General features: G+C 62.6%; 14 protein-coding genes. 3 read left to right on the forward strand and 11 right to left on the reverse strand.

The window, feature by feature from the left end:
* Positions 1–72: 72 nt before the first annotated feature.
* The 11 genes from AB7M22_RS26360 to tagH all read right to left on the reverse strand — a co-directional run bounded on the left by AB7M22_RS26360 (position 73) and on the right by tagH (position 16,272).
* On the reverse strand, positions 73–1,800 hold the full coding sequence (locus AB7M22_RS26360; protein ID WP_454188234.1) for a formylglycine-generating enzyme family protein: 1,728 nt from the start codon (positions 1,798–1,800) through the stop codon (positions 73–75).
* Positions 1,793–2,989, reverse strand: a complete 1,197-nt coding sequence (locus AB7M22_RS26365; protein WP_454188235.1) for an ABC transporter permease — start codon at positions 2,987–2,989, stop codon at positions 1,793–1,795. Before AB7M22_RS26365 ends, AB7M22_RS26360 begins: the two co-directional genes overlap by 8 nt.
* Positions 2,989–3,705 (reverse strand): ABC transporter ATP-binding protein, encoded by a 717-nt coding sequence (locus AB7M22_RS26370; RefSeq protein ID WP_454188236.1) that lies wholly within the window; start codon positions 3,703–3,705, stop codon positions 2,989–2,991. The genes AB7M22_RS26365 and AB7M22_RS26370 overlap by 1 nt, the downstream gene beginning before the upstream one ends.
* On the reverse strand, positions 3,705–6,749 hold the full coding sequence (locus tag AB7M22_RS26375; protein WP_454188237.1) for a serine/threonine-protein kinase: 3,045 nt from the start codon (positions 6,747–6,749) through the stop codon (positions 3,705–3,707). Before AB7M22_RS26375 ends, AB7M22_RS26370 begins: the two co-directional genes overlap by 1 nt.
* The gene (locus AB7M22_RS26380) at positions 6,746–7,477 is read right to left on the reverse strand and encodes a PP2C family protein-serine/threonine phosphatase (RefSeq protein WP_454188238.1); all 732 of its coding nucleotides are present in this window, start codon (positions 7,475–7,477) and stop codon (positions 6,746–6,748) included. Before AB7M22_RS26380 ends, AB7M22_RS26375 begins: the two co-directional genes overlap by 4 nt.
* The gene (gene tagF, locus AB7M22_RS26385) at positions 7,478–8,128 is read right to left on the reverse strand and encodes a type VI secretion system-associated protein TagF (RefSeq protein ID WP_454188239.1); all 651 of its coding nucleotides are present in this window, start codon (positions 8,126–8,128) and stop codon (positions 7,478–7,480) included. It lies immediately after the preceding gene.
* The gene (gene tssM, locus AB7M22_RS26390; protein WP_454188240.1) at positions 8,125–11,625 is read right to left on the reverse strand and encodes a type VI secretion system membrane subunit TssM; all 3,501 of its coding nucleotides are present in this window, start codon (positions 11,623–11,625) and stop codon (positions 8,125–8,127) included. Before tssM ends, tagF begins: the two co-directional genes overlap by 4 nt.
* Complete coding sequence (locus AB7M22_RS26395; RefSeq protein ID WP_454188241.1) at positions 11,622–12,920, reverse strand: DotU family type VI secretion system protein; 1,299 nt, start codon at positions 12,918–12,920, stop codon at positions 11,622–11,624. The genes tssM and AB7M22_RS26395 overlap by 4 nt, the downstream gene beginning before the upstream one ends.
* Before the next feature lie 6 nt (positions 12,921–12,926).
* The gene (gene tssK / locus AB7M22_RS26400; RefSeq protein ID WP_454188242.1) at positions 12,927–14,261 is read right to left on the reverse strand and encodes a type VI secretion system baseplate subunit TssK; all 1,335 of its coding nucleotides are present in this window, start codon (positions 14,259–14,261) and stop codon (positions 12,927–12,929) included.
* A 16-nt stretch (positions 14,262–14,277) separates the two neighbouring features.
* The gene (tssJ, locus tag AB7M22_RS26405) at positions 14,278–14,790 is read right to left on the reverse strand and encodes a type VI secretion system lipoprotein TssJ (protein ID WP_454188243.1); all 513 of its coding nucleotides are present in this window, start codon (positions 14,788–14,790) and stop codon (positions 14,278–14,280) included.
* A 75-nt stretch (positions 14,791–14,865) separates the two neighbouring features.
* Positions 14,866–16,272, reverse strand: coding sequence for a type VI secretion system-associated FHA domain protein TagH (tagH, locus tag AB7M22_RS26410; protein WP_454188244.1), 1,407 nt, complete (start codon positions 16,270–16,272; stop codon positions 14,866–14,868).
* Positions 16,273–16,676: 404 nt separating this feature from the next.
* On the opposite strand from tagH, the gene tssA reads away from it, so the two are divergent.
* The 3 genes from tssA (at position 16,677) to tssC (ending at position 19,801) form a co-directional block, all read left to right on the forward strand.
* Positions 16,677–17,702: a type VI secretion system protein TssA gene (gene tssA / locus AB7M22_RS26415; RefSeq protein WP_454188245.1), complete on the forward strand. Its 1,026-nt coding sequence runs from the start codon at positions 16,677–16,679 to the stop codon at positions 17,700–17,702.
* Between the two features lie 80 nt (positions 17,703–17,782).
* Positions 17,783–18,292 carry a type VI secretion system contractile sheath small subunit gene (gene tssB, locus AB7M22_RS26420; RefSeq protein WP_007894500.1) on the forward strand — a complete coding sequence of 170 codons (510 nt, stop codon included), beginning with the start codon at positions 17,783–17,785 and terminating at the stop codon, positions 18,290–18,292.
* A gap of 15 nt (positions 18,293–18,307) precedes the next feature.
* On the forward strand, positions 18,308–19,801 hold the full coding sequence (tssC, locus tag AB7M22_RS26425; RefSeq protein ID WP_052967842.1) for a type VI secretion system contractile sheath large subunit: 1,494 nt from the start codon (positions 18,308–18,310) through the stop codon (positions 19,799–19,801).
* Positions 19,802–19,885: the final 84 nt, after the last annotated feature.

A 19,885-nucleotide genomic window follows, 5' to 3' on the forward strand; every position in this document is an offset into this window, starting at 1 on the left:
CTTTTAAGTTTGACCAGCTCAGCACGGCCCACCGCCGCCTGAGTCCCTTCCAAGCTCGCTGTACAACGACGATCAAGACCGCTGAGCGTTCGATGCGAGCAATTCCTTCAATATCGCCGCCGGGTCGGCTCGTCGTTGCTGACGATAATCACCGACATGGCGAACGAATAACGTTGCGCGCGTTACCAGGCTTTTGCCCAGTATCGGCTTGCGCTCCAACTCTTCCTTGATGCGTTGAAACTGCGCCTGGATCACGGCATCGGTGTAGCGCGTGCCGGTCGCCAGGTTGTCGATATAGATCGCCACCGCGCCGTCCAGCGCGCTGCGGCCATTGTCGATGGCCGTGGCGAACAGCTTGGCGCTGGCCTCGTCCTTGGCGTCCACGGCCTGCTGGCGACTCTTCTGCAAATTGGTCAGGCGAATGTTGTAGTTGTTGACGGTCTCGGCCACCAGGGCCGCCGACTGGATCAGGTTGCCGGCCGCTTCCTCGCGCTGCTGGGCGATGAGCGAGACGTTGCGCTTGAGCTCTTCGTTGACCAGCCCGAGTTCGGCTTGCAGGCGTGGATCGACACTGGCAGCAATGATGCTGTCCAGGCGTTTGGTCGGGTCCTGGGCGTCGTCGATGGCATCGGTCAGCGAAGCCAGCCGACCTTCCTTTTCCCACTGGACGAACAGTTCCTTGTAGCGCGAACGTGGCGCCGACAACGCGCCAATCGCCACCCGGAACCCGGTGGTTTCGTTGTTTTGCTCGGTGCCGTCGGCGGCGAACAGCGGGTACTCGCGACGCATCCCGGTAAACAAGGTGCCCTCACCTTCCAGGTAGTTGCCGCCCTTGACCACGAAGCCGCCGTAGGTGCCTTGGCGGCGTCCGGCATGCACGAGCTGGAAGGACTCCTGGACCATTTCGGCGGCGTTGCCGATCACGTCGAACAGGCCGATGGGGTTTGGCAGTTTGGTACCGATCGGCATCAGCCGCGCTGCCTGGCCGGTGCCACCGGCGACCTGATTGAAGACGGCCCAATCGGCCAGTGGCCCGTCGCTTTCGCTGCCCTCCAGACGCCGGGGAAACAGGCGCCCTTCCAAATCCTGACGGCTGATGGCCTGCCCACCACGGGCGGCAAATTCCCACTCGACTTCGGTCGGCAAGCGCACAAAACCCAGCCCGCCCTCTTCCGCCGAGGTACCACGACCGCTCACCGGTAGCAGGTCCTTGTGGTATTTCATCAGCCAGGCGCTGTACACCGCCGAGAAGCGTTCGGCCTCGAATCGCGACAACTTCACCTTGGGCAAACGCCCGGCCATGCCTTGCGGCGCCTCGGCTTGCAGTGCCTCGCAGGTGGGCGCCGGCTCGCCGCTGGCCAGCGATTGCGCCTGGGCCATGACCTGAGCGTATTGGCGGGCGGTGACTTCGTATTTGCCGATGAAATAGAGCATCGGCTTGAGCGGGGTCTTGGTGTCAGTCTTGGGCATCAACGGCGTGATGGTCTTGCCCCAATCCTTGGGCAGATCCTTGAGGGTGAACTGGCCGTTGATAAAGTCCCGGCGGTAACCGGAAATGAACGACTGTTGATAACCGGCCTCGCCCTCGCTGAAGGGATAGCCGAGGCTGATCTCGCGGTCGTCCAGGGTGCCCTCGGCCAGAATGTACACGTAGCGGAACACCATCTGCCCTTCGCACGGCAACGGCAGGCTGACGTCATCGGGCAACGGCTTGGGGTTGTCCAGTTTGTCGGTGCTCTCATCGGCCCAGACGATGCTGGCCAGGCTCAGCGCCACGGCGGCGCCCAGTAACTTATACATCTCGGATTCCTTCAAACGCCTGGATACGCACCACTCGCCAGCCACCACAGGCCGCCGCCACGACGCTGACGCCGAGCACGGCTACCAAGGCCCACGCGTAGTGATGCACCAGCAGATAACTGGCGTATTCGCCCGGCGCCTGCGCAAATAAATGGTTCAGGCCCGATTGCGCCAGGCCATACAGCCCGGCGCTCAACAGGGCCGCGAGGCCGGCGCTGTACAGCGCCTGCAACACAACAAACAGCAACAGCGCCGCCGTGGAAAACCCCAGCAGGCGCAATACCGACAACGCTCGACGCTTGCGCTCGACCGCCGCCAGCGCACCGGCAAAAATCGCCGCAAATGCTCCCGACAAAGCCAATCCGGCGATGATCCAGAATACGATCGACAGGTTGCGGCTCAGCGATTGCACCTGGGCGATGGCCTGGGCCTGGGTCGAGACCAACAGGTTCTGCGCAGCGAAGTACTGACGTAGCGGCTCGACATCCGTGAGACGACGGGCGTACAGACGAAACGCCGGGTACACCCGTTGCTCCGTCACGCCCACCGCATCACCTGGCCAACCGAGCGCTGGAACGGCGCGGCCGTCCCGGTAATCTTCAGCCGCTTCCAACAAGGCCAACGGTGCGAACAAGCCGTCCCGGGCGAAGGCTTCCAGCGGCAATACGCGCAGCACCTGGACGCGAGTGCGCTGCGCCTCGCCACGACCGGCCACTTGCCGACCGACGCTGGCCTGCAGCCAATCACCGGCCTTGGCCCCGAGCTTTTCGGCGGCGGTCTGGCTGAGTAGCACCTGGTCCAGACCTTGGGGCACCGGCAGACTGCCGAGCAAGGGATCGTTGGCGGCGGTGGGGATCATTTCGACGGTCACCGTCGAAGCGCCAGCGGTCAGGTCCGCCGTCGCGGCAATCTGCCGGGTGCGCGGCAAGGCGAAAGCCACGTCGTCGCGCCGGCTCAATTGTTCGATAAACGCGGCACTGAACCGGCCGCCCCCCAATGGAATGATTTCCCGGGTGGCCGGGTCGTTTTCCAGGCGCTCGGTCAAACTGCTGACCAGGCCGAATTTCAAGCCGAACAGCACCAGTAGCGGTGCGACCACCGCCACCAGCGCCAGCACCGAACAGGCCGACAGCCACGCGTCGTTGCGGTAATCCTGCCAGGCCAGGGAAGCCACCAGCGCGCTGCGCATCAGCAGGCCTCCCCGAGGGTGGCGGTGACACCGCCATCAACGTCGCGATGACAACTGATGCGCCGCACCTGCAAACCGCTGGCGCGGGCCAGTGATTCGTCGTGGGTGGCGACGACGCAGCACACACCGTGTTCGCGGGCCTGGGTCACCAGCAACTGCATCACCCGTTCCGCGTTCAGCGGATCGAGGGCGGCGGTCGGTTCATCGGCCAGCAGCAAACGCGGCCCATGGGCCAGGGCGCGAGCGCAACTCACCCGTTGCCGTTGGCCGACGGACAAGTCGCCCGGCTTCTTGCCCAGTTGATCGACGATATCCAACGCCCCGGCCAAGCGATCCACGCTGCCGTCGTCTTTCAAACCGAGCAGTTTGCGCGACAGGTCAATGTTCCCACGCACGTCCAGAAAATTCAGCAAGCCACCGGTTTGCAGCACGTAGCCCAAGTGCCGGCGGCGCAGGTCCGCCAAGGCACTTTGCGCCTCTGCGCGCCACAGCCCGGTAATGTCTGTGCTGGTTTGGCCGGGCGAAAAATCAAACTGCCCAGCCTGATCCGGAGCCAGCACCAGCGCCAGCAAATCGAGCAAGGTGCTTTTGCCACAGCCACTGGGACCGACTACCGCCAATTGTTCACCGGCACGCAGTTGCAGCCGCGGAATCACCAGGCTGTAGCGCTGACTGCCGGTGCCCCGGTGTTTGTGCACTGCGCTCATGTTCAGCATCACGGCAGCGTCGACAACGGAACGCGGTACAAGGCATCACCCGGTTCGGCATCGCCGAAACGCACCCAGTTGGCCAAGTCGTTGTGAAAGGTTTCGTAGAGGCGGATTTTCGAGTCCAGTTCGTCGATAAAGTCCTCCTGCTCGGCCACGCTCAACGAAAGCCACAAATCCTGGGTCATGTTCAGCGACTTGCTGCGGTAGGGCAGCCCTTCCAGGTACTCACCCAGAACCCCGCCATCGGCCAGGTTGCCACCCTTGCGCAAGGCCGACGGATCGCGGCTCATGTAGGCACTGGCGCTGGCGATTTCCTGGAAGAAATTCTTCGGCGAGGTCTGGGTCTTGCGAGCGGCATCGACGATCAGTTTCAGCGATTGCTGCAAGTCGTTGAGCTGCAACTTGGTCAGCATCACACACACCTGGAACGCCGGCAGCGCCGGGTTGGTCAGGTCGCGGTCGGCGGTCCAGGCGCTGACCAGTTGCGGCGCCTGGCTGGCGGCTTTACGCCCCAGGAAGTCCATGTGCATCGCGTAGCCGACGGCTGCCGATTTGTCGCTCAGGCTCGGCGCGGCACTCAGCAGCGGCACGGTTTGCGGCTTGTCGCTACGCACCTGATGCACCAGGTCGGCAAACACCGAACCGATCTCGTCCACCCGCTCACCGAACTTGCGCACATCGGCGCCCGGCACCGGAATGTACAGGTCGCCGATCTGTGGGTTGGCGTCGGCGGTCAGGGTGCGGTATTGGCTTTGCGCACCGCTGTGGGTTTTCTTGCCGGCATCGCTGAGCAGGTGCAAGGCGTAGATCTTGATCTGCTTGCCCAGCGCAGCCTGGCGCACTTCGGCCTCGTTCATTTGCGTGGCGGCATACGGGTCGTTCTTGCGCAAGGCACCGGCATCCGTGACCAACAGAATCAGGCGCCCGCCATAGCCGGACCAGTCCATGCCCTCGACTGCTTCCATCACACCGGCAAACGCATCTTCGTTGAACGAATGGCTAGAGACCGTGGACGCCTTGACCTGCCGCGCCAGGTCCATGAAGCGCTGTGGGTCGCGGCCCTGGTCCAGGGTGATCAAGGTCTTGGCGACGTATTCCAGGCCCGGAGTTTTCTGGGTGCTGCTGCGAAACCCCACCAGGCCGAAACTGACACTGTCCTGCTCGCCCCGCTCGGCGATGCGGGTTTGCAGTTGGTGTACTACGTCGCGGACCTGATCAATGTAGGGCTGCATGGACACGGTGGTGTCCACGACCAACACCACGGCGGTGCGGAACGCGTCGGCATTGGCGGTGGTGATTGGCGTGTTGTTGGCAGCGGCCTTCGGAGCATTACCGGGGTCGATGGACGCGACGTTCAGCAACTGCACCGGCTGGCCGTTTTCATCGAAGCTCTCGCGGGAATCGAAGATCGGCAACAGGTAAAACTGGTTCTGCGGAACCGCGCTGGCGGCCGGTTCCAGGGCCAGCACCTGTTGGTTGTCTTCGTGATTCTGCTGGGCCTTGAGCAGCAGGTTTTTTGCCGCCGACGGATCTGCCAGCAACCTCTCCACTTCGCCGGGCTGACGCAGGAACATCACCGGCGCACGGCCGGAGCGTTCGGTGAACTTGAGTACCAGGCTTTGCTTCCAGTCGCTGACTTGCGCGGCCGGCAACCAGCCGTCACTGCGCCCGTCGGTGGCGGCGCCGACACGCAGCCACGGATTGCCATCAACCTCTTTGCGCTGATAGACGTAAAGCACGGAAAACGCCGGCAAGGCCTTGTCAGGGGTGGCCCCCGGTTCGCTGGCGAGTTTCGCCCCCGGTTTGCTGAGCACTCGTTGGAACAAGGTTTTTTTGCCGGCCATCAGCAGCGGCCGCTGACCGCCATCGACCTCCGTCGCCACGGGGGGGTTTACGGGTGGCGCCACGGTCGGCGGCGGGCTGGCCGGCGGTGCTGAAACCACCGGTACCTTGGCCTCGGCTTCGCCGTCACCGGACAGCCACCAATAACCCGCGCCACCCAAGACCAGCGCCACGGCCACCGCGACGGCGGCGAGTGCGAACACCGGCCCCTTTCGCTGCTCCGAGACCGTGGACGACGGCGTCGGCTTCACAGTCGGCGCAACAGGATTGGATCGAGGTTGTGGCTGCGCGGGGCCGGTCGGTATATCGATGGACACCGGTGTCAGTCCCGCCAGGTCATTGCTCACCGCAATCGGCACTACCGGAATTGGCAACGGCCGGATCGTGGTCGCTTCAACCGATTCCCGAGGCAGATTATCCAGCGCCTGCAACAGCGCCGCTGCATCCGGGAAACGGTCGGCCGGATCCTTGGCCAACAGCTTGCGCAGCACCTCTTGATAGCGACCGTGGTGCACTGGCAGCTCCGGCAACGGTTCTGTCAAATGCGCCAGGGCCGTTGAGAGTGCGTCGTTGCCGGTATACGGCAGTTTGCCAACGAGGATTTCGTAGAGCACAACGCCCAGGGCATAAAGATCGGCTCGGCCATCGATATCCTGGCCGCGCGCCTGTTCCGGGCTCATGTAGCTGGGAGTACCGACAGCGAAACCGGCCTGGGTGAACTGGGTGCGGTCATCCATGGACTTGGCGATGCCGAAGTCGGAGAGCACCGCCGTGCCATCGGCGCGGAACAGAATGTTCGCCGGTTTGACGTCGCGATGAACCAGCCCCAGCCCATGGGCATAGCCCAGGGCCGAAGCGATATGACGGATGTAGATCAGGCCCTGTTCCGGCGTCAGGCCGGCGGCGATGCGCTCCTTGAGCGTGCCGTTGGGCAGGAATTCCATGGCCATGTAATACAGTTCACCGACATGGCCGATGTCATGGATGGTGACCGTATGCGGGTGAGACAGGCGCGCCAGGGTTTTACCTTCGCGCAGGAAGCGCTCGCAGAAACTCGGGTCGGCCGCCAGCGCGGCGGCCATGACCTTCAAGGCCACCTTGCGCTCCAGCGAGCGCTGGGTCGCCAGGTAAACGCTGGCCATGGCGCCTTCGCCGATCTCGCCGTCGATGTCATAGCCGGGGATCAGAATATTCAGCGTGGAATTCATGACGGCACCTTCACGACGATGACGGTGATGTTGTCCGGAGCACCACGCATCAGGCCCAGGGACACCAGGCTGCTGGCGATTTCACCGGGTTCGTCGTGGCTCAGCACCTCGCTGATTTCATGGTCCTCGACGGTCTTGGTCAGCCCATCGCTGCACAGCAGGTAACTGTCGCCAGGCATCAACAGCAGATCGACCATCGCCAGCTCCAGTTGCGCCCCTACCCCAACAGCGCGGGTGACAATATTGGACCGTGGATGCACCCGGGCTTCAGCTTCGCTGAGCAGGCCGCTGTCCTGCAGATCCTGAACATAACTGTGGTCCCGCGAGATGCCTTCGAGCAGGCCGTCACGCAGGCGATACAAGCGGCTGTCACCCGCCCACAGGCACACGCCGCGCAAGTCACGCGTCACCAACGCCACCACGGTGCTGCCCATCATGGTCACGCCGCGGTTGGCGGTTTCTTCACGCACGGCGGCGTTGACCCGCAGCAGGTCGGTTTTCAGCGCCGCGACGTATTCATCCAGCGAACGGCCTACGGCAACGTTGCGCAGGCTATCGACGATCAGACTGCTGACGTAGTCGCCCGCCGCGTGCCCGCCCATGCCATCGGCGACCACCCACAGGCCGTTTTCCGGCCGGTCCAGGCAAGCGTCTTCGTTAACCTGGCGGACCATGCCGACATGGCTCTTGCTTGCGGACTTGAACGTCTTTCCAACGCGTGAACACATCTACACAACACCTTCTTGGCCGAGCAAAAATTGCGCAAAATCAGCGGCGGCCGGCAGTCCCTGGCACCGCAATAAAGCAGGGGCGATACGCTCCGAACCCTGGCCCCACCACAGGCTTGCGCCTTCGCAGGCCAGTTCGGCAAGCGCGGTCATTCGCGCCTTCGGGTCGGTGGCATTAAAACGATGCAGGCCGGCAAAACGGCTGCTTGGCGCGCGTGGCAGGTACGCCGGGCTGCCCAGCGTCTCCAGCCCTGCACCGAAGGCTTCGAAGCTCGCCTCCACGCTCAACGTGCTCAACAGCAATTGCTCAACTTGCTCAAACCAGACATCCGAGCCGCCTACCACCGACGCCGGGTCAGCGTCGTGATCCAGCAGCACCGCGACCGTCAGCGGAAAATACCGGCCAACCCGATCGATGCTCGGCATCACCACCCCAACGGCGGCCTGCGGCCCACACACACCGGGCCCGAGCATGAAGCGCCACAGCGGACTGACCAGATAGGCATCCAGCCAACGGTCCCCGAGGCTCTGGCTGGCGAGCAAACCCGCCGCCAGCCACGAATCCCAGGGGCCGATAAAACTCTGCGGCAAGCCACGGCTGACAAAGTCCCCGCGACTGGCCAGCTTTCCATAGAAACCCGGCGTGCTCATAAACGCTCCGGCAGGCTGAAACCGCTGAGCACACGGCTCTTGAACGGGTTGAAGGCACTGTTGGCCCGCAGCTCATAAGAGACGCTGGCGCCGTCGACCCGCAGCCGCAGGTTGAAGCGATCCGGCGAATTGCCGGCGGTCAGGTCCGATTGCTCCAGCAGGCGGAACCAGGCCCAAGGTCCGTCCAGGGTGATGCCCGAACGACCGCTGGCTGAAGGCGGCATGATCGAGATCCGCACCACGCCGATGCTGCCGGGGTTGGGCCATTGCATGGAGGTGGGGCGACTCGGGCCGTGGTCGTAGCTCAATTGCTGGCCGTCGAGGTCGAGCAAAAACTGGGTGATGGTGGCGTCCATCGCCACTGGCTTGAGTTCGAAGCGCACCATCGGCTGGGTGCCGCCGGAACGGAAAAACGCATCCCGGATGGTCGCTGCCCGCTGGAAGGTTTGCAGCACGCCCGGGGCGATGCCAAGCTTCTGTGCGGCGCCCGGCTGCCAACGCCAGGCCTGGGTCGAGGTATCCACGTACGGCTGCAGGTATTTGCGGAAATAGTTGTCCATCACCCCGCCCACACCGAAGAACTGGCCGAAGTCGTCCAGGGTCGCGTCCCGCGCACTGCCCGGCGACATTGGGTAACGCCCTGCCAGGGACTGGCGATAGATGTTCACCACTTCACTGGTCCAGGCCGCGTTCAGTTGATTGCGTACCCCGCCCATCATGCTGTTGGTGGTGGAGTTGACCACCGATTTGACCAGGCCCTGCACCAGTGGCGGCTGACGTTCGGCGTTGAGGCTGACCCGTGTCGCGGCCGCTGCGGCCTGGTTCTTGGCTTCGCCGAGCAAGGCGTCGCCGCTGGCGCCGACCATGGCACTGACCTGCACATACAGGGCGTTCATGTCGGCCAGCAGGCCGTCGATGGCCGCCGGCTCGCCTTCGTTTTTGCTGACGATGCTGTTGAGTTCGGCAAAATGCGCGGTGATTGGATCTTCACTGGCATCCACTGTGTTTTGCGTCGCCTGCTCCTGGCCGAGCAAGGTGCCCAAGCGCTCCTTGAGCTTGTCGACCCCGCCCTCCACCGGCGCGCCCTTGGCGGCCAGCAGGCGTTCTTCCTGTTGCAGGTCGGTTTCCTTCGCCACTGCTACCAGCAGTTTTTTCAACGGCGAGGTCGGGCCGGAAATCACCCGCAACACATCGGCGGCCTGGGCCACGCTGGTGATCGGTACGAAGTCGATATCAGCCAGCAAGGCATCCCACTGGCGCTGGTAATCCTGGAAATACAGGCGGCGTACGTCGGCGGCCAGGCTGACGACGTTCTGTTGTTCTGCCTGGTCGCGACCGAGCACCCACTGCTCCTCGGCCAGAGTGCCGGTCTGGTTCAGGCTGGTAAGCAAAAACCCTTGGCGGTAACCCTTGGCCGTGAAGAAGCCACTCAAGGGTTCGCCCAGCGGCTTGCCGCTCTTGCGGCTGAACACCAGCGCGGCATCACGCCCGGCCGCTTCGTTGATACGAAAGTCCGGGATGCCGTCCGGCAGTTTCTGCCGCTTGACCCGGTCATAGACGCGCTGGGCCACTGGCAGCTGCTGCAACTGCCGACGCAGGTCGTCGATCAGGCGCGGGTCCAGACGTGCGGTGGGCGGATGGCGCTCGAACAGTGCTTGCAAGTGCTCCTCCAGGGCCAGACGCTGCTCGGCCGGCAAGTCGCGCGGCAGGCTGCGATCCCAATCCAGGGCGATCCACGCCTTGATGAAGTCGGCATCGTAATGCTCGCTGTCGGCAAGCATCAGGTAGGCCTTCAAGCCTTCGTAAAGGAAGTCCGAATTGCCGCCGCCGTGCAGTTGCTCTTCGATGCGCGTGAGCAAGCGTGGCGCGAAGACCGCAATCAACAACTTGCGATAGACGCTGCCAGACTCGGCTTCAAGCATGTCGCCCTGATACAGGCCCAGGCCTTCGGCCCAGTTTGGCGAATCGTCGGCCAGGTGCTTCACCGCGTTGAGCAAAGGCAACACTGCAAGCACGTCCCGTTGTGCCGGGCTGAGGTTCTGCACGGACTGGCCCAGGGGCGCGACTTTCTGATCGACTTGCGCGATATACGCCTGGTTGGCGCGGTAACTGACCCACCACAAGGTCCCGACCACCAGCACCAGCACCACGGTCGAGGCCAGCACGCCCCGGGCAATCCACTTGCGCCGACGTTCGACTTTCGGGTTGACCCCCACCAGTCCACGCTCGGCAAAGGCCACGGCGCTGAAGAGTTTTTCGATGAAGTAACTGCGCCCGGTGCCGTTCTGGCGCGCCAGGTGCTGGCGATCCAGGTTCATGCTCTGGGCCATGGAGCCGATCAGCCGGTCAATCGGGCTGCCTTCCTGGGTGCCGCTGGTGAAATACACCCCGCGCAACAGCACCCGCTCTTCAAAGGCGTTGGGTTTGAATACGCCCTCAAGGAAGCTTTGCAGGCAATCCTTCAACGCGCCGAACTGTTGCGGGAAGCCGTAGATCAGATCGCGTCGCGCCGGGTCGCGTTCCTGTTGCAAACGCTCCACCAAACGATCGTTGAGGCGCTGTTCCAGGCCGGTGAATTCGCTTTGCAGATGAGCCAGTGGGCTGTCATTGTTTTTACCGTCGTCCAGGGCAAAGGTCATGCCCCAGACCTGCGCTCGTTCTTCCTTGCTCAGGGTATCGAAATACTCCATGAACCCTGGCACCAGATCGAGCTTGGTCAGCATCAGATAGATCGGAAAGCGCACGCCCAGTTGCGTGTACAGCTCCTGGATACGCAGGCGGATCGCGGCGGCATGGGCAGCGCGCTCGGCGTCGCTGCCCAGCAGCAAGTCGGAGAGGCTGATGGCGATAAACGCGCCGTCGATCGGACGCCGGGCCCGCTGTTTTTTCAACAGGCCGAGAAAACCCAGCCACGCGGCTTTATCGACTGTCGCGTCGCTGTCCTGGGTGGTGTAGCGCCCTGCGGTGTCGAGCAGCACGGCCTGATCGGTGAACCACCAATCGCAATTGCGCGTGCCACCAACGCCACGGACTGCCCCGGCGCCCAACTGCGCCGCCAACGGAAAATGCAGCCCGGAATTGACCAGCGCCGTGGTCTTGCCTGAACCCGGCGGGCCGATGATCACGTACCACGGGAGCTCGTACAGGTTACGGCGCTCGTCACCGCCCAGCTTGGCTTTCTTCAACAGCGCCAAGGCTTCATCCATGCGCTGGCGCAGGGTTTCGAGTTCCTCAGAAGTGGCGATGCTGGTCGGGTCTGGCGGGGTTTGCGCCGCCAGGCTGCGCATCACTTCGGCGGCCTGTCGACGAGCCTGGATAATGCGAAACACCCGGTAGGCGATCCACACCGCGAACACCAGAATGATCAGCGCCCAGCGCCGGCCTTCGGGCACCAGGAATTCAAGCAGCGGCCCGACAAACCAGATGATCAGGCTCAGGGCGATCAGCCCCAGCAACGGAATGACCCAGCGGATGATAAAACTGAAAAACGCCTTCACTCGACCCCCTCCGCCAATACTGTGATTTCGACCCGACGGTTGCGTGCGCGGCCCTCTGTTGTAGCGTTCGAGGCCAACGGTTCGGTGTCGCTGCGGCCTTCGGCGCTGAAGCGTTCGGGCTGGCCAGTCTTGGCCGAAAGGATTTGCAGCACCGAATTGGCCCGCGCCTCGGACAAGGCCCAATTCGATGGAAACCGCAAGGTGGCAATCGGGCGATTGTCACTGTGGCCGGTCACCCGGACCTGGCCCTTGACCTTGCGAATGGCATCGGCGATGCGCAGCATCAGCGGCTGGAAATTGTCGACGATGCTGGCGCTGCCCGAGGCGAACAGCTCATCGCCACGGATGGTCACCACTGAACGGTCAACGGCATCTTCCACAGCGACCCGACCGGCCTTGATTTCATCGGCGAGGAAGCCTGCCAGGCGGGGACGCTCGATCAGCTTCGGTTGCACCACCGGACGGTCGATGGCCTGCACCGGGATCTCGCCCAGCGCATGGATATTTTTAAACACCGGCTCGGCATCGGCGGCCAGTTTCAAGCGCAGGCCGAACAGCAGTGCCAGCAGTAACGCCACGCCGATGGCCACGGCGATCCAAGGCGGCATGAATTGCGCCAGCCGGTCGCGGGCCACGGTGACGCCGCGCCAATGGGGCGACAGTTCACGCTCATAATCGCCACGGGCGCTGCGGATGACTGCACTGGTGCGTTCACGCAAGGCTTCCAGTTGGCTGCGACCGTCGTTCATGACCCGATAACGCCCTTCGAAACCCAGGCACATGCACAGGTACAACAACTCCAGCAGATACAAACGTTCGCGGGGGCTTTGCAGGCAATGTTCCAACAGCTGGAACACCTTCTCGCCGCCCCAGGCTTCGTTGTGCACGGTGATCAGCAGGCTCTGTTTGCCCCAGTCGCTGGCCCCCCCCCACGGCGTACTCAACACCGCTTCATCCAGGGCGGTGCACAAGGCGTAACGGGCCAGCAACACATCGTTGCGCACCACGCCGGCAGCCTCGGCGCGCTCCTCGAACTGGCGCAGGTAGGCCAGTAATTGCGCCCGCAGGCTCGCCGGCGCCGGGTGGGCAATGGTGTTGCGCAAACGGGTCAGCAAAGCCAGCAACGGGCCAGCGGCGCTCTCCAGGGGGTTGAGACCTTCGGCCTTGCCGATCAAAAGCGGCGCGGCCGGCATCGAAAGTGGCGCGGCCTGGGCGCGACCAGCCTCCGGGCGGACCGGGTCGGCGCCACGGCCACCGGGTGTCGGCATGAATTGGGTACGATCGTCGTTGCTCATTGCGGTTTATCCTCGGATCGCCCAGAAAGCCAGGTTCAGCCCCGGGAATTGCCCCGCGATGTAGAACGCAAAACCGCCGGAGTTGGCCAGTTGCTGCCAATGCTCGCTGCCCCGGTCCAGTTCGTAATAGGTGGAGCCGGCGTGATACGGGATCTGCCGTGGCGCCACCGGCAGCGGCAGCAGGCCAATGCCCGGTAATTGCAGGTTGACCAGGTTGCGGATGTGCTCCACCGAGCCGACTTTGCTCTGTTGGCCGAAGTGGCTGCGCAGGGTTTCGGCGGGCACGTCGGCGCGCACCACCAGGATGAAACTGGCGCTGTCGAGCAGGGATTTGTCGGCCAGCATCGCGACGTGGACGCCATAGGCTTTTTCGACGATCGGAATCGGCGTGGCCTTGCTGTCGATCAGCATCGACAGCGCCTCACGCAGGGCTTGCATCACCGGCGCGAAACTCAGCGCCAAGTCATCGTGCTGGTACTGCGGGTATTCCTGGGGCCGTCGCCCGGAAGCGGTAAAGGTCGAGAACTCGCCGGCCAGACTCACCAGCTCGCTGTAGAACCGCTCGGGGTGCAACGGGCTCAACTGGCTCAAGTGCTGGATCAACGGCTGGGCACGGTTGACCAGTTGCAGCAGCATGAAATCGGCAATCTCCGAGGCACCACCGGCACCGGACGCCACCACTCGCCCGGCGAGGGCTTCGCCGCGCTGATGCAGCAGGCCCAGCAGTTCGTTGCGAAACGCGGCCAGGGGGTTGGAGGCGACCACATCCAGTAGCGGCGGGATGTAAGTGTCGTCGAGCACCAAGGCTCGGTCGGCGCGTTTTTCCTTGATTCGTACCAGGCCGATGGCGGCGTAGTCGCTGATGCCATCCTGGGCTACCAACAATCGCAGCGCCCTCGAGCCCACGGCCACCGGCGCCTGGTTTTCGAACGGCGCGTTGTCATCCCGGACTTCGCGCACCTGGCTCACGTAGCGCGCAGCGCCCAGGGTTTCGCCTTCGTCAACGGTATCTCGCGCACCGGCGCGCTTGAGCGGCAAGGCCAGGTACACCAAGCCATCGCGCAGGTTGTCATCGACATTCAGCGGGCTCGGTGCCAGGTCATCCTGGGGAATGTTGAATGGAGTGCCATCCGGCAGCAGGCCCCGTGCCGAGATGATCGCCAGTTTGCCCTGGGCCAGCAGGCCCTGGTCGATCAGCAATTCGGAGAACCCCCAGGCACCGGCCGACAACGGGCGGCTCCGGGCGTCGATGAGGTTCTCCAGGTAACGGTCATGCTGCTGAAAGTGCTGCGTTCCAATGAACATGCCTTCCGACCAGACCACACGATTGTTCCAGGACATGGGGGGCTCCGATTGCTTATTGGGCAGGGCTGGATGGGGAAACCACGACGGCGCTGCGCACGGCTCGCACGTCGAGGCTGATCTGGTATTCGGTGTATTGGCGCGGCGGGACATTCATCACCGCGCGCCACAACGACTGATCCAGCTCGCGATACCCCACCAGCACGCCGATATGGCGGGTGGCCGGGTCGAGGTCGCGCTGCAGGCTCAACTGCTGGCCGGGCTGGATCAGCACTTCGTCCTGATCGATCAGATCGGCGCCGAGTGTCGCCTGGGCCCGTTCGGCCAGTGCGAAATAATCGGAACGACCGAAGGTGGCGGCATTTTTCAATTCGAAAATACGCACCCGGACCGGGGCTGGCTGGCCAGTGGTGCCGGGGTTGAGCCCGGCAATGGCGTGAAAGTGCAACTCGACGGCGGCCGTGTCGGCCTCGGCCTCAGCCTCTTCGGGCTGGGGTTTGGCCGCATCCTTGGCACATGCGGTCAGCAGAAGCGCGGTGGCGACTGCGAGTAAAAACCTGGGAATCATCCTGCGTCCTCAATGACGTTTCAGCTATCCGTTGTTCCGTTCTTTGCTATGAATGGCGCTTTGCGATGGCGATGCTCAGCCGCGCCGCTGCCTTGTACTGTGTTCTTCGTAGGCGCGGCTGAATTCACGACCGAACAGGTCCTGGAAATCCTCTTGGGCCTCGCGGGAAATATTGCTGTAGAGCTCGGTGAATTGCTGCCAGTACTGGGCCTGTCGCGAGCCACTGAAAATGCTCGACAGGCCACCGGGCTTGCCCATGCGCTCTTCCAGTTGCCCCGGCTCGAAGCGCGCCAGCAGGTGCTTGATCGCCGCTTCCACGCCGGCCATCACCGCCAATTGGTGGGCACGCAAGTCATCGAAGCTGTCGCGCACAGCCAGGTCCGGCGCCATGAACGCCTGATTGCTGTGGCGCAACAGCAACAGCAATGCTTCATCGACGTTGGGAGCGAATTTCAGCGGGTTGTTTTCCACCGGTTGAATCATCGTCTGCTGAATGCGGAACTCGCCCTTGAGGCTGCTACGGGCGCGCAAGACATCGATCAGGCCTTCGACCATCAGCCGATAACTGCGGCCGATGCTTTCCATTTGTGCCTCGGCCTGGGCTTTGTCCAGCCGCACTTGATCCAGCCCGGCACCGCGCAGAAAGGCTTGCAACAGGTCGGGTTGAGAATTGTCGGCCGGGCTGACCGGATCGACCAGGCGTTCGACGACGGCCACGGGCGGTTCGCAAAGGGGTGCCGGTTCGATCGGTACGCTGATGTGAGGTACGGGCGGCGGCGCAACCTCTGTAACAGGCAGCGGGGCGATCGCCACCGGTGCAGGCTTGTCGCTGAACAGGTCCCAATCTTCCGGAATCACCGGGGCCGACACCAGCGGCGCAGGCCCGGCCACGGGCGTTGGGGCGGCGATCGGGGTCGGTGGACGGAAGTCATGCTGCTCGGCCGGGACATGGTCGGGCTGGGTGGCCGGCGGGACGCTGGTCGGTGTCAGAAAGTCGAACAGGTCCGGCATCGTGTCCATGGCCGATACGCCCTGAAAATGCGCAGGTGGTGTCACGGGCAACGACGTCGGCGTATTCACGACGGCGCCCTGACGCCCCATCAAGGCCTCGAAGCTGCTGGACGAATCGGCGAAAGGGTTGCCGTCGGTCACCGGCAGACTGAAATCGATACGCGCCTGGATTTCATAATCACCGATGCGGATAACTTCGCCATCTTGCAATGGCTCGCTGTTGCCCTTGCGCAGACGAATACCGGCCTTGACCAATTCCACACCGTTAGTGCTGTTATCAGTTAAGTAATACCGGCCATCTTTATATTGAACAACGCAATGTTTGCCGGACACCAAACGCTCTGGATCGGGCAATACCCAGTCATTATCAGAATTACGGCCAATTGCCATCACGCCCTGATCCATGGATTTCTCAGGGCACTGGCCAGGGGTAATTTTGTGATAACTAGTGATAGTCAAACACAGCGACATCTTGCCTCCTTGCTGAACACTTTGCGCGCGGGCGAATCGGGATTCACTCCCGCCAGACTCGCTCCGACAACCTTGCAAAAACAACCTTGAAACGGCTTTTTACCGGCATGATTGCTGATCTTAACCGGCCTGCGTGACAAAAAACCTGCATTAGTGCCTGCTTCGACCTATCGGTCGCGCAGGTTGTTAAGCACCTCACATCTGTCACACAGAGGAAATAGCTTACCTTGACAAGCCATAAGTACTACACCAAAAATGCATAACTTCTTGAATATACATGATGGCACTTTAAGATCACCGCATATCTAAAAGGCCATTACCCTCAAGGAAACATGTGAAGTTCCATTTGGAACTTACATGTGAACGGCCCGACTCTCGAACGGGCGATATGGAGATCAAATTCAGTGGAAGTGCCTTTGCTGCTCGCCGCCGTTTCCGCGACTTCGCCTTGTGGCGAAGATTTGGAATATGACGCGGATTTTTTGCGCCTGGAACGCGATTCCCAAGGCCAGCCCGAGCGCAGCATGGGCGATTCGATATTGCCTGCCGCCCCCCCTGAATGGCGCAGCATCCAGCAGCAAAGTCTGGATTTGTTGCAACGCAGCAAAGACCTGCGTATCACCCATTTCCTTTTGCAAAGCTCCCTTGCCCTCGAAGGCGTCACCGGCCTGGCTCGCGTCCTGACACTGATCAGTGAATTGCTCAAGCAATACTGGGCCGACCTGCATCCACGCCTGGATGCCGAAGACAACAACGACCCCACCGTGCGCATCAATGCCCTCGCCGGCCTGACGTCCGATGCCACCATTCGCCTGCTGCGTGAAAGCATCCTGGCCCGTTCGCGAACCTTTGGCGCTGTCAGCCTGCGCGCCGCCGCCAATGCCAGTGGCCTGCAAAGCTTCCCTGACGAAAACCTCGGCGCCGAGCAGCTCGCCGGGGCGTTCCTGGACAGCGATCCCGAACAGTTGGAAATCACCCGCGCCGCTTTGCACGAGGCCCGCAGCGTCGCCGAGGCCATCGAGCAACAGATCAGCGAACAAATCGGTTCCGCCCAGGGCGTTGACCTTGGCCCGTTGAAGCAACCGCTAAAAATGGCCCTGCAGATTCTCGGCCAGTTCGCCCCGCAGAGCGGCGACAGTCCCCTGCCCGATGCCATCAGCGACGACAGTGCCGCGCCGGTTGAACACTCCACCGCGCCGAGCACACCGCGCAGTACCGGCACTGGCGAAATCAACAACCGCGACGACGTGCTGCGCAGCCTGGACCGGATTCTTGCGTACTACAGCCGTCATGAGCCCTCCAGCCCGCTGCCGGTGCTGTTGAACCGGGCGAAGAATCTGGTGCACGCCGACTTTGCGGCCATCGTGCGCAACCTGATTCCCGATGGCATGAGCCAATTTGAAAACCTGCGCGGACCAGACAGCGAATAAAAGCGAACGGATCACGCAGTCACGTCACCGGTACCACCGATGACGCCAACACCGTCGCTTGAGCGACCAGGAGCAGCAACGTGGCGAAGCAAAGTTCTCAGAAATTCATCGCGCGCAACCGCGCGCCTCGAGTGCAGATCGAGTACGACGTCGAGCTCTACGGCGCCGAGAAAAAGGTCCAGTTGCCCTTCGTCATGGGCGTTATGGCGGACCTCGCCGGCAAGCCCGCCGAGCCTCTGGCGCCTGTGGCCGATCGCAAGTTCCTCGAGGTGGATGTCGATAACTTCGACTCGCGCCTCAAGGCCATGCAGCCACGCGTCGCGTTCCATGTGCCCAACGAGCTGACCGGCGAAGGCAACCTGAGCCTGGACATCACCTTTGAAAGCATGGACGACTTCAGCCCGGCCGCCGTGGCGCGCAAAGTCGACTCGCTGAACAAACTGCTCGAAGCGCGCACCCAACTGGCCAACCTGCTGACCTACATGGACGGCAAGACCGGTGCCGAAGAAATCATCATGAAGGCCATCAAGGATCCGGCGCTGCTCCAGGCGCTTGCCAGTGCGCCGAAGCCAGCCGAGCCTCAGGCTTAATCAGGACGAATGATCATGACCGATTCAGTACGTGCAGACGCTCAGACACTGGGCACCACCGAAGAAGCCAGCGAGTTCGCCTCCCTGCTGCTGCAAGAATTCAAACCCAAGACCGAACGCGCTCGCGAAGCCGTCGAGACCGCCGTGCGCACCCTGGCCGAACAGGCCCTGGCGCAGACCGACCTGGTGTCCAACGACGCCATCAAGTCGATCGAGTCGATCATTGCCGCCATCGACGCCAAGCTCACCGCCCAGGTCAACCAGGTCATCCACCACCCCGATTTCCAGCAACTGGAAAGCGCTTGGCGTGGCCTGCATTACCTGGTCAACAACACCGAGAGCGATGAGCAACTGAAGATTCGCGTGCTCAATATATCCAAGACCGACCTGCACAAGACCCTGAAGAAATTCAAGGGCACCGCGTGGGACCAGAGCCCGATCTTCAAGAAGATGTACGAAGAAGAATACGGCCAGTTCGGCGGCGAACCTTACGGTTGCCTCGTCGGCGATTACTACTTCGACCAGTCGCCTCCAGACGTGGAACTGTTGGGCGAACTGTCGAAAGTCTGCGCCGCCATGCACTCGCCGTTCATCGCAGCCGCATCGCCGACCGTGATGGGCATGGGCTCGTGGCAGGAACTGTCGAACCCGCGCGATCTGACCAAAATCTTCACCACCCCGGAATACGCCGGCTGGCGCTCGCTGCGCGAATCGGAAGACTCGCGCTACATCGGCCTGACCATGCCGCGCTTCCTCGCGCGTCTGCCGTATGGCGCCAAGACCGATCCGGTGGAGGCCTTCGCCTTCGAAGAAAGCACCGACGGTGCCGACAGCTCCAAGTACACCTGGGCCAACGCCGCTTACGCGATGGCGGTGAACATCAACCGCTCGTTCAAACACTTCGGCTGGTGCTCGCGCATCCGTGGCGTGGAGTCTGGCGGTGAAGTGGAAAACCTGCCGGCGCACACCTTCCCGACTGACGATGGTGGCGTGGACATGAAATGCCCGACCGAAATCGCCATTTCGGACCGCCGTGAAGCGGAACTGGCGAAGAACGGTTTCATGCCGCTGCTGCACAAAAAGAACACCGACTTCGCCGCGTTCATCGGCGCCCAGTCGTTGCAGAAACCGGCCGAGTACGACGATCCGGACGCCACCGCCAACGCCAACCTGGCCGCGCGCCTGCCGTACCTGTTCGCCACCTGCCGCTTCGCCCATTACTTGAAGTGCATCGTGCGCGACAAAATCGGCTCCTTCAAAGAGAAGGACGAAATGCAGCGCTGGTTGCAGGACTGGATCCTCAACTACGTCGACGGTGACCCGGCGCACTCCACCGAAACCACCAAGGCCCAGCACCCATTGGCTGCGGCCGAAGTGATCGTCGAGGACGTGGAAGGCAACCCGGGGTACTACAACTCCAGGTTCTACCTGCGCCCGCACTATCAGCTCGAAGGTCTGACCGTGTCGCTGCGCCTGGTATCCAAGCTGCCTTCGGCCAAAGGCGCGTAACACCGCCTTGATGTGATCGTTCCCACGCTCTGCGTGGGGATGCCGCCCGGGACGCTCCGCGTCCCAGTGACGCAGAGCGTCACC

It is taken from the genome of Pseudomonas sp. ADAK2 TE3594 (assembly GCF_053628675.1).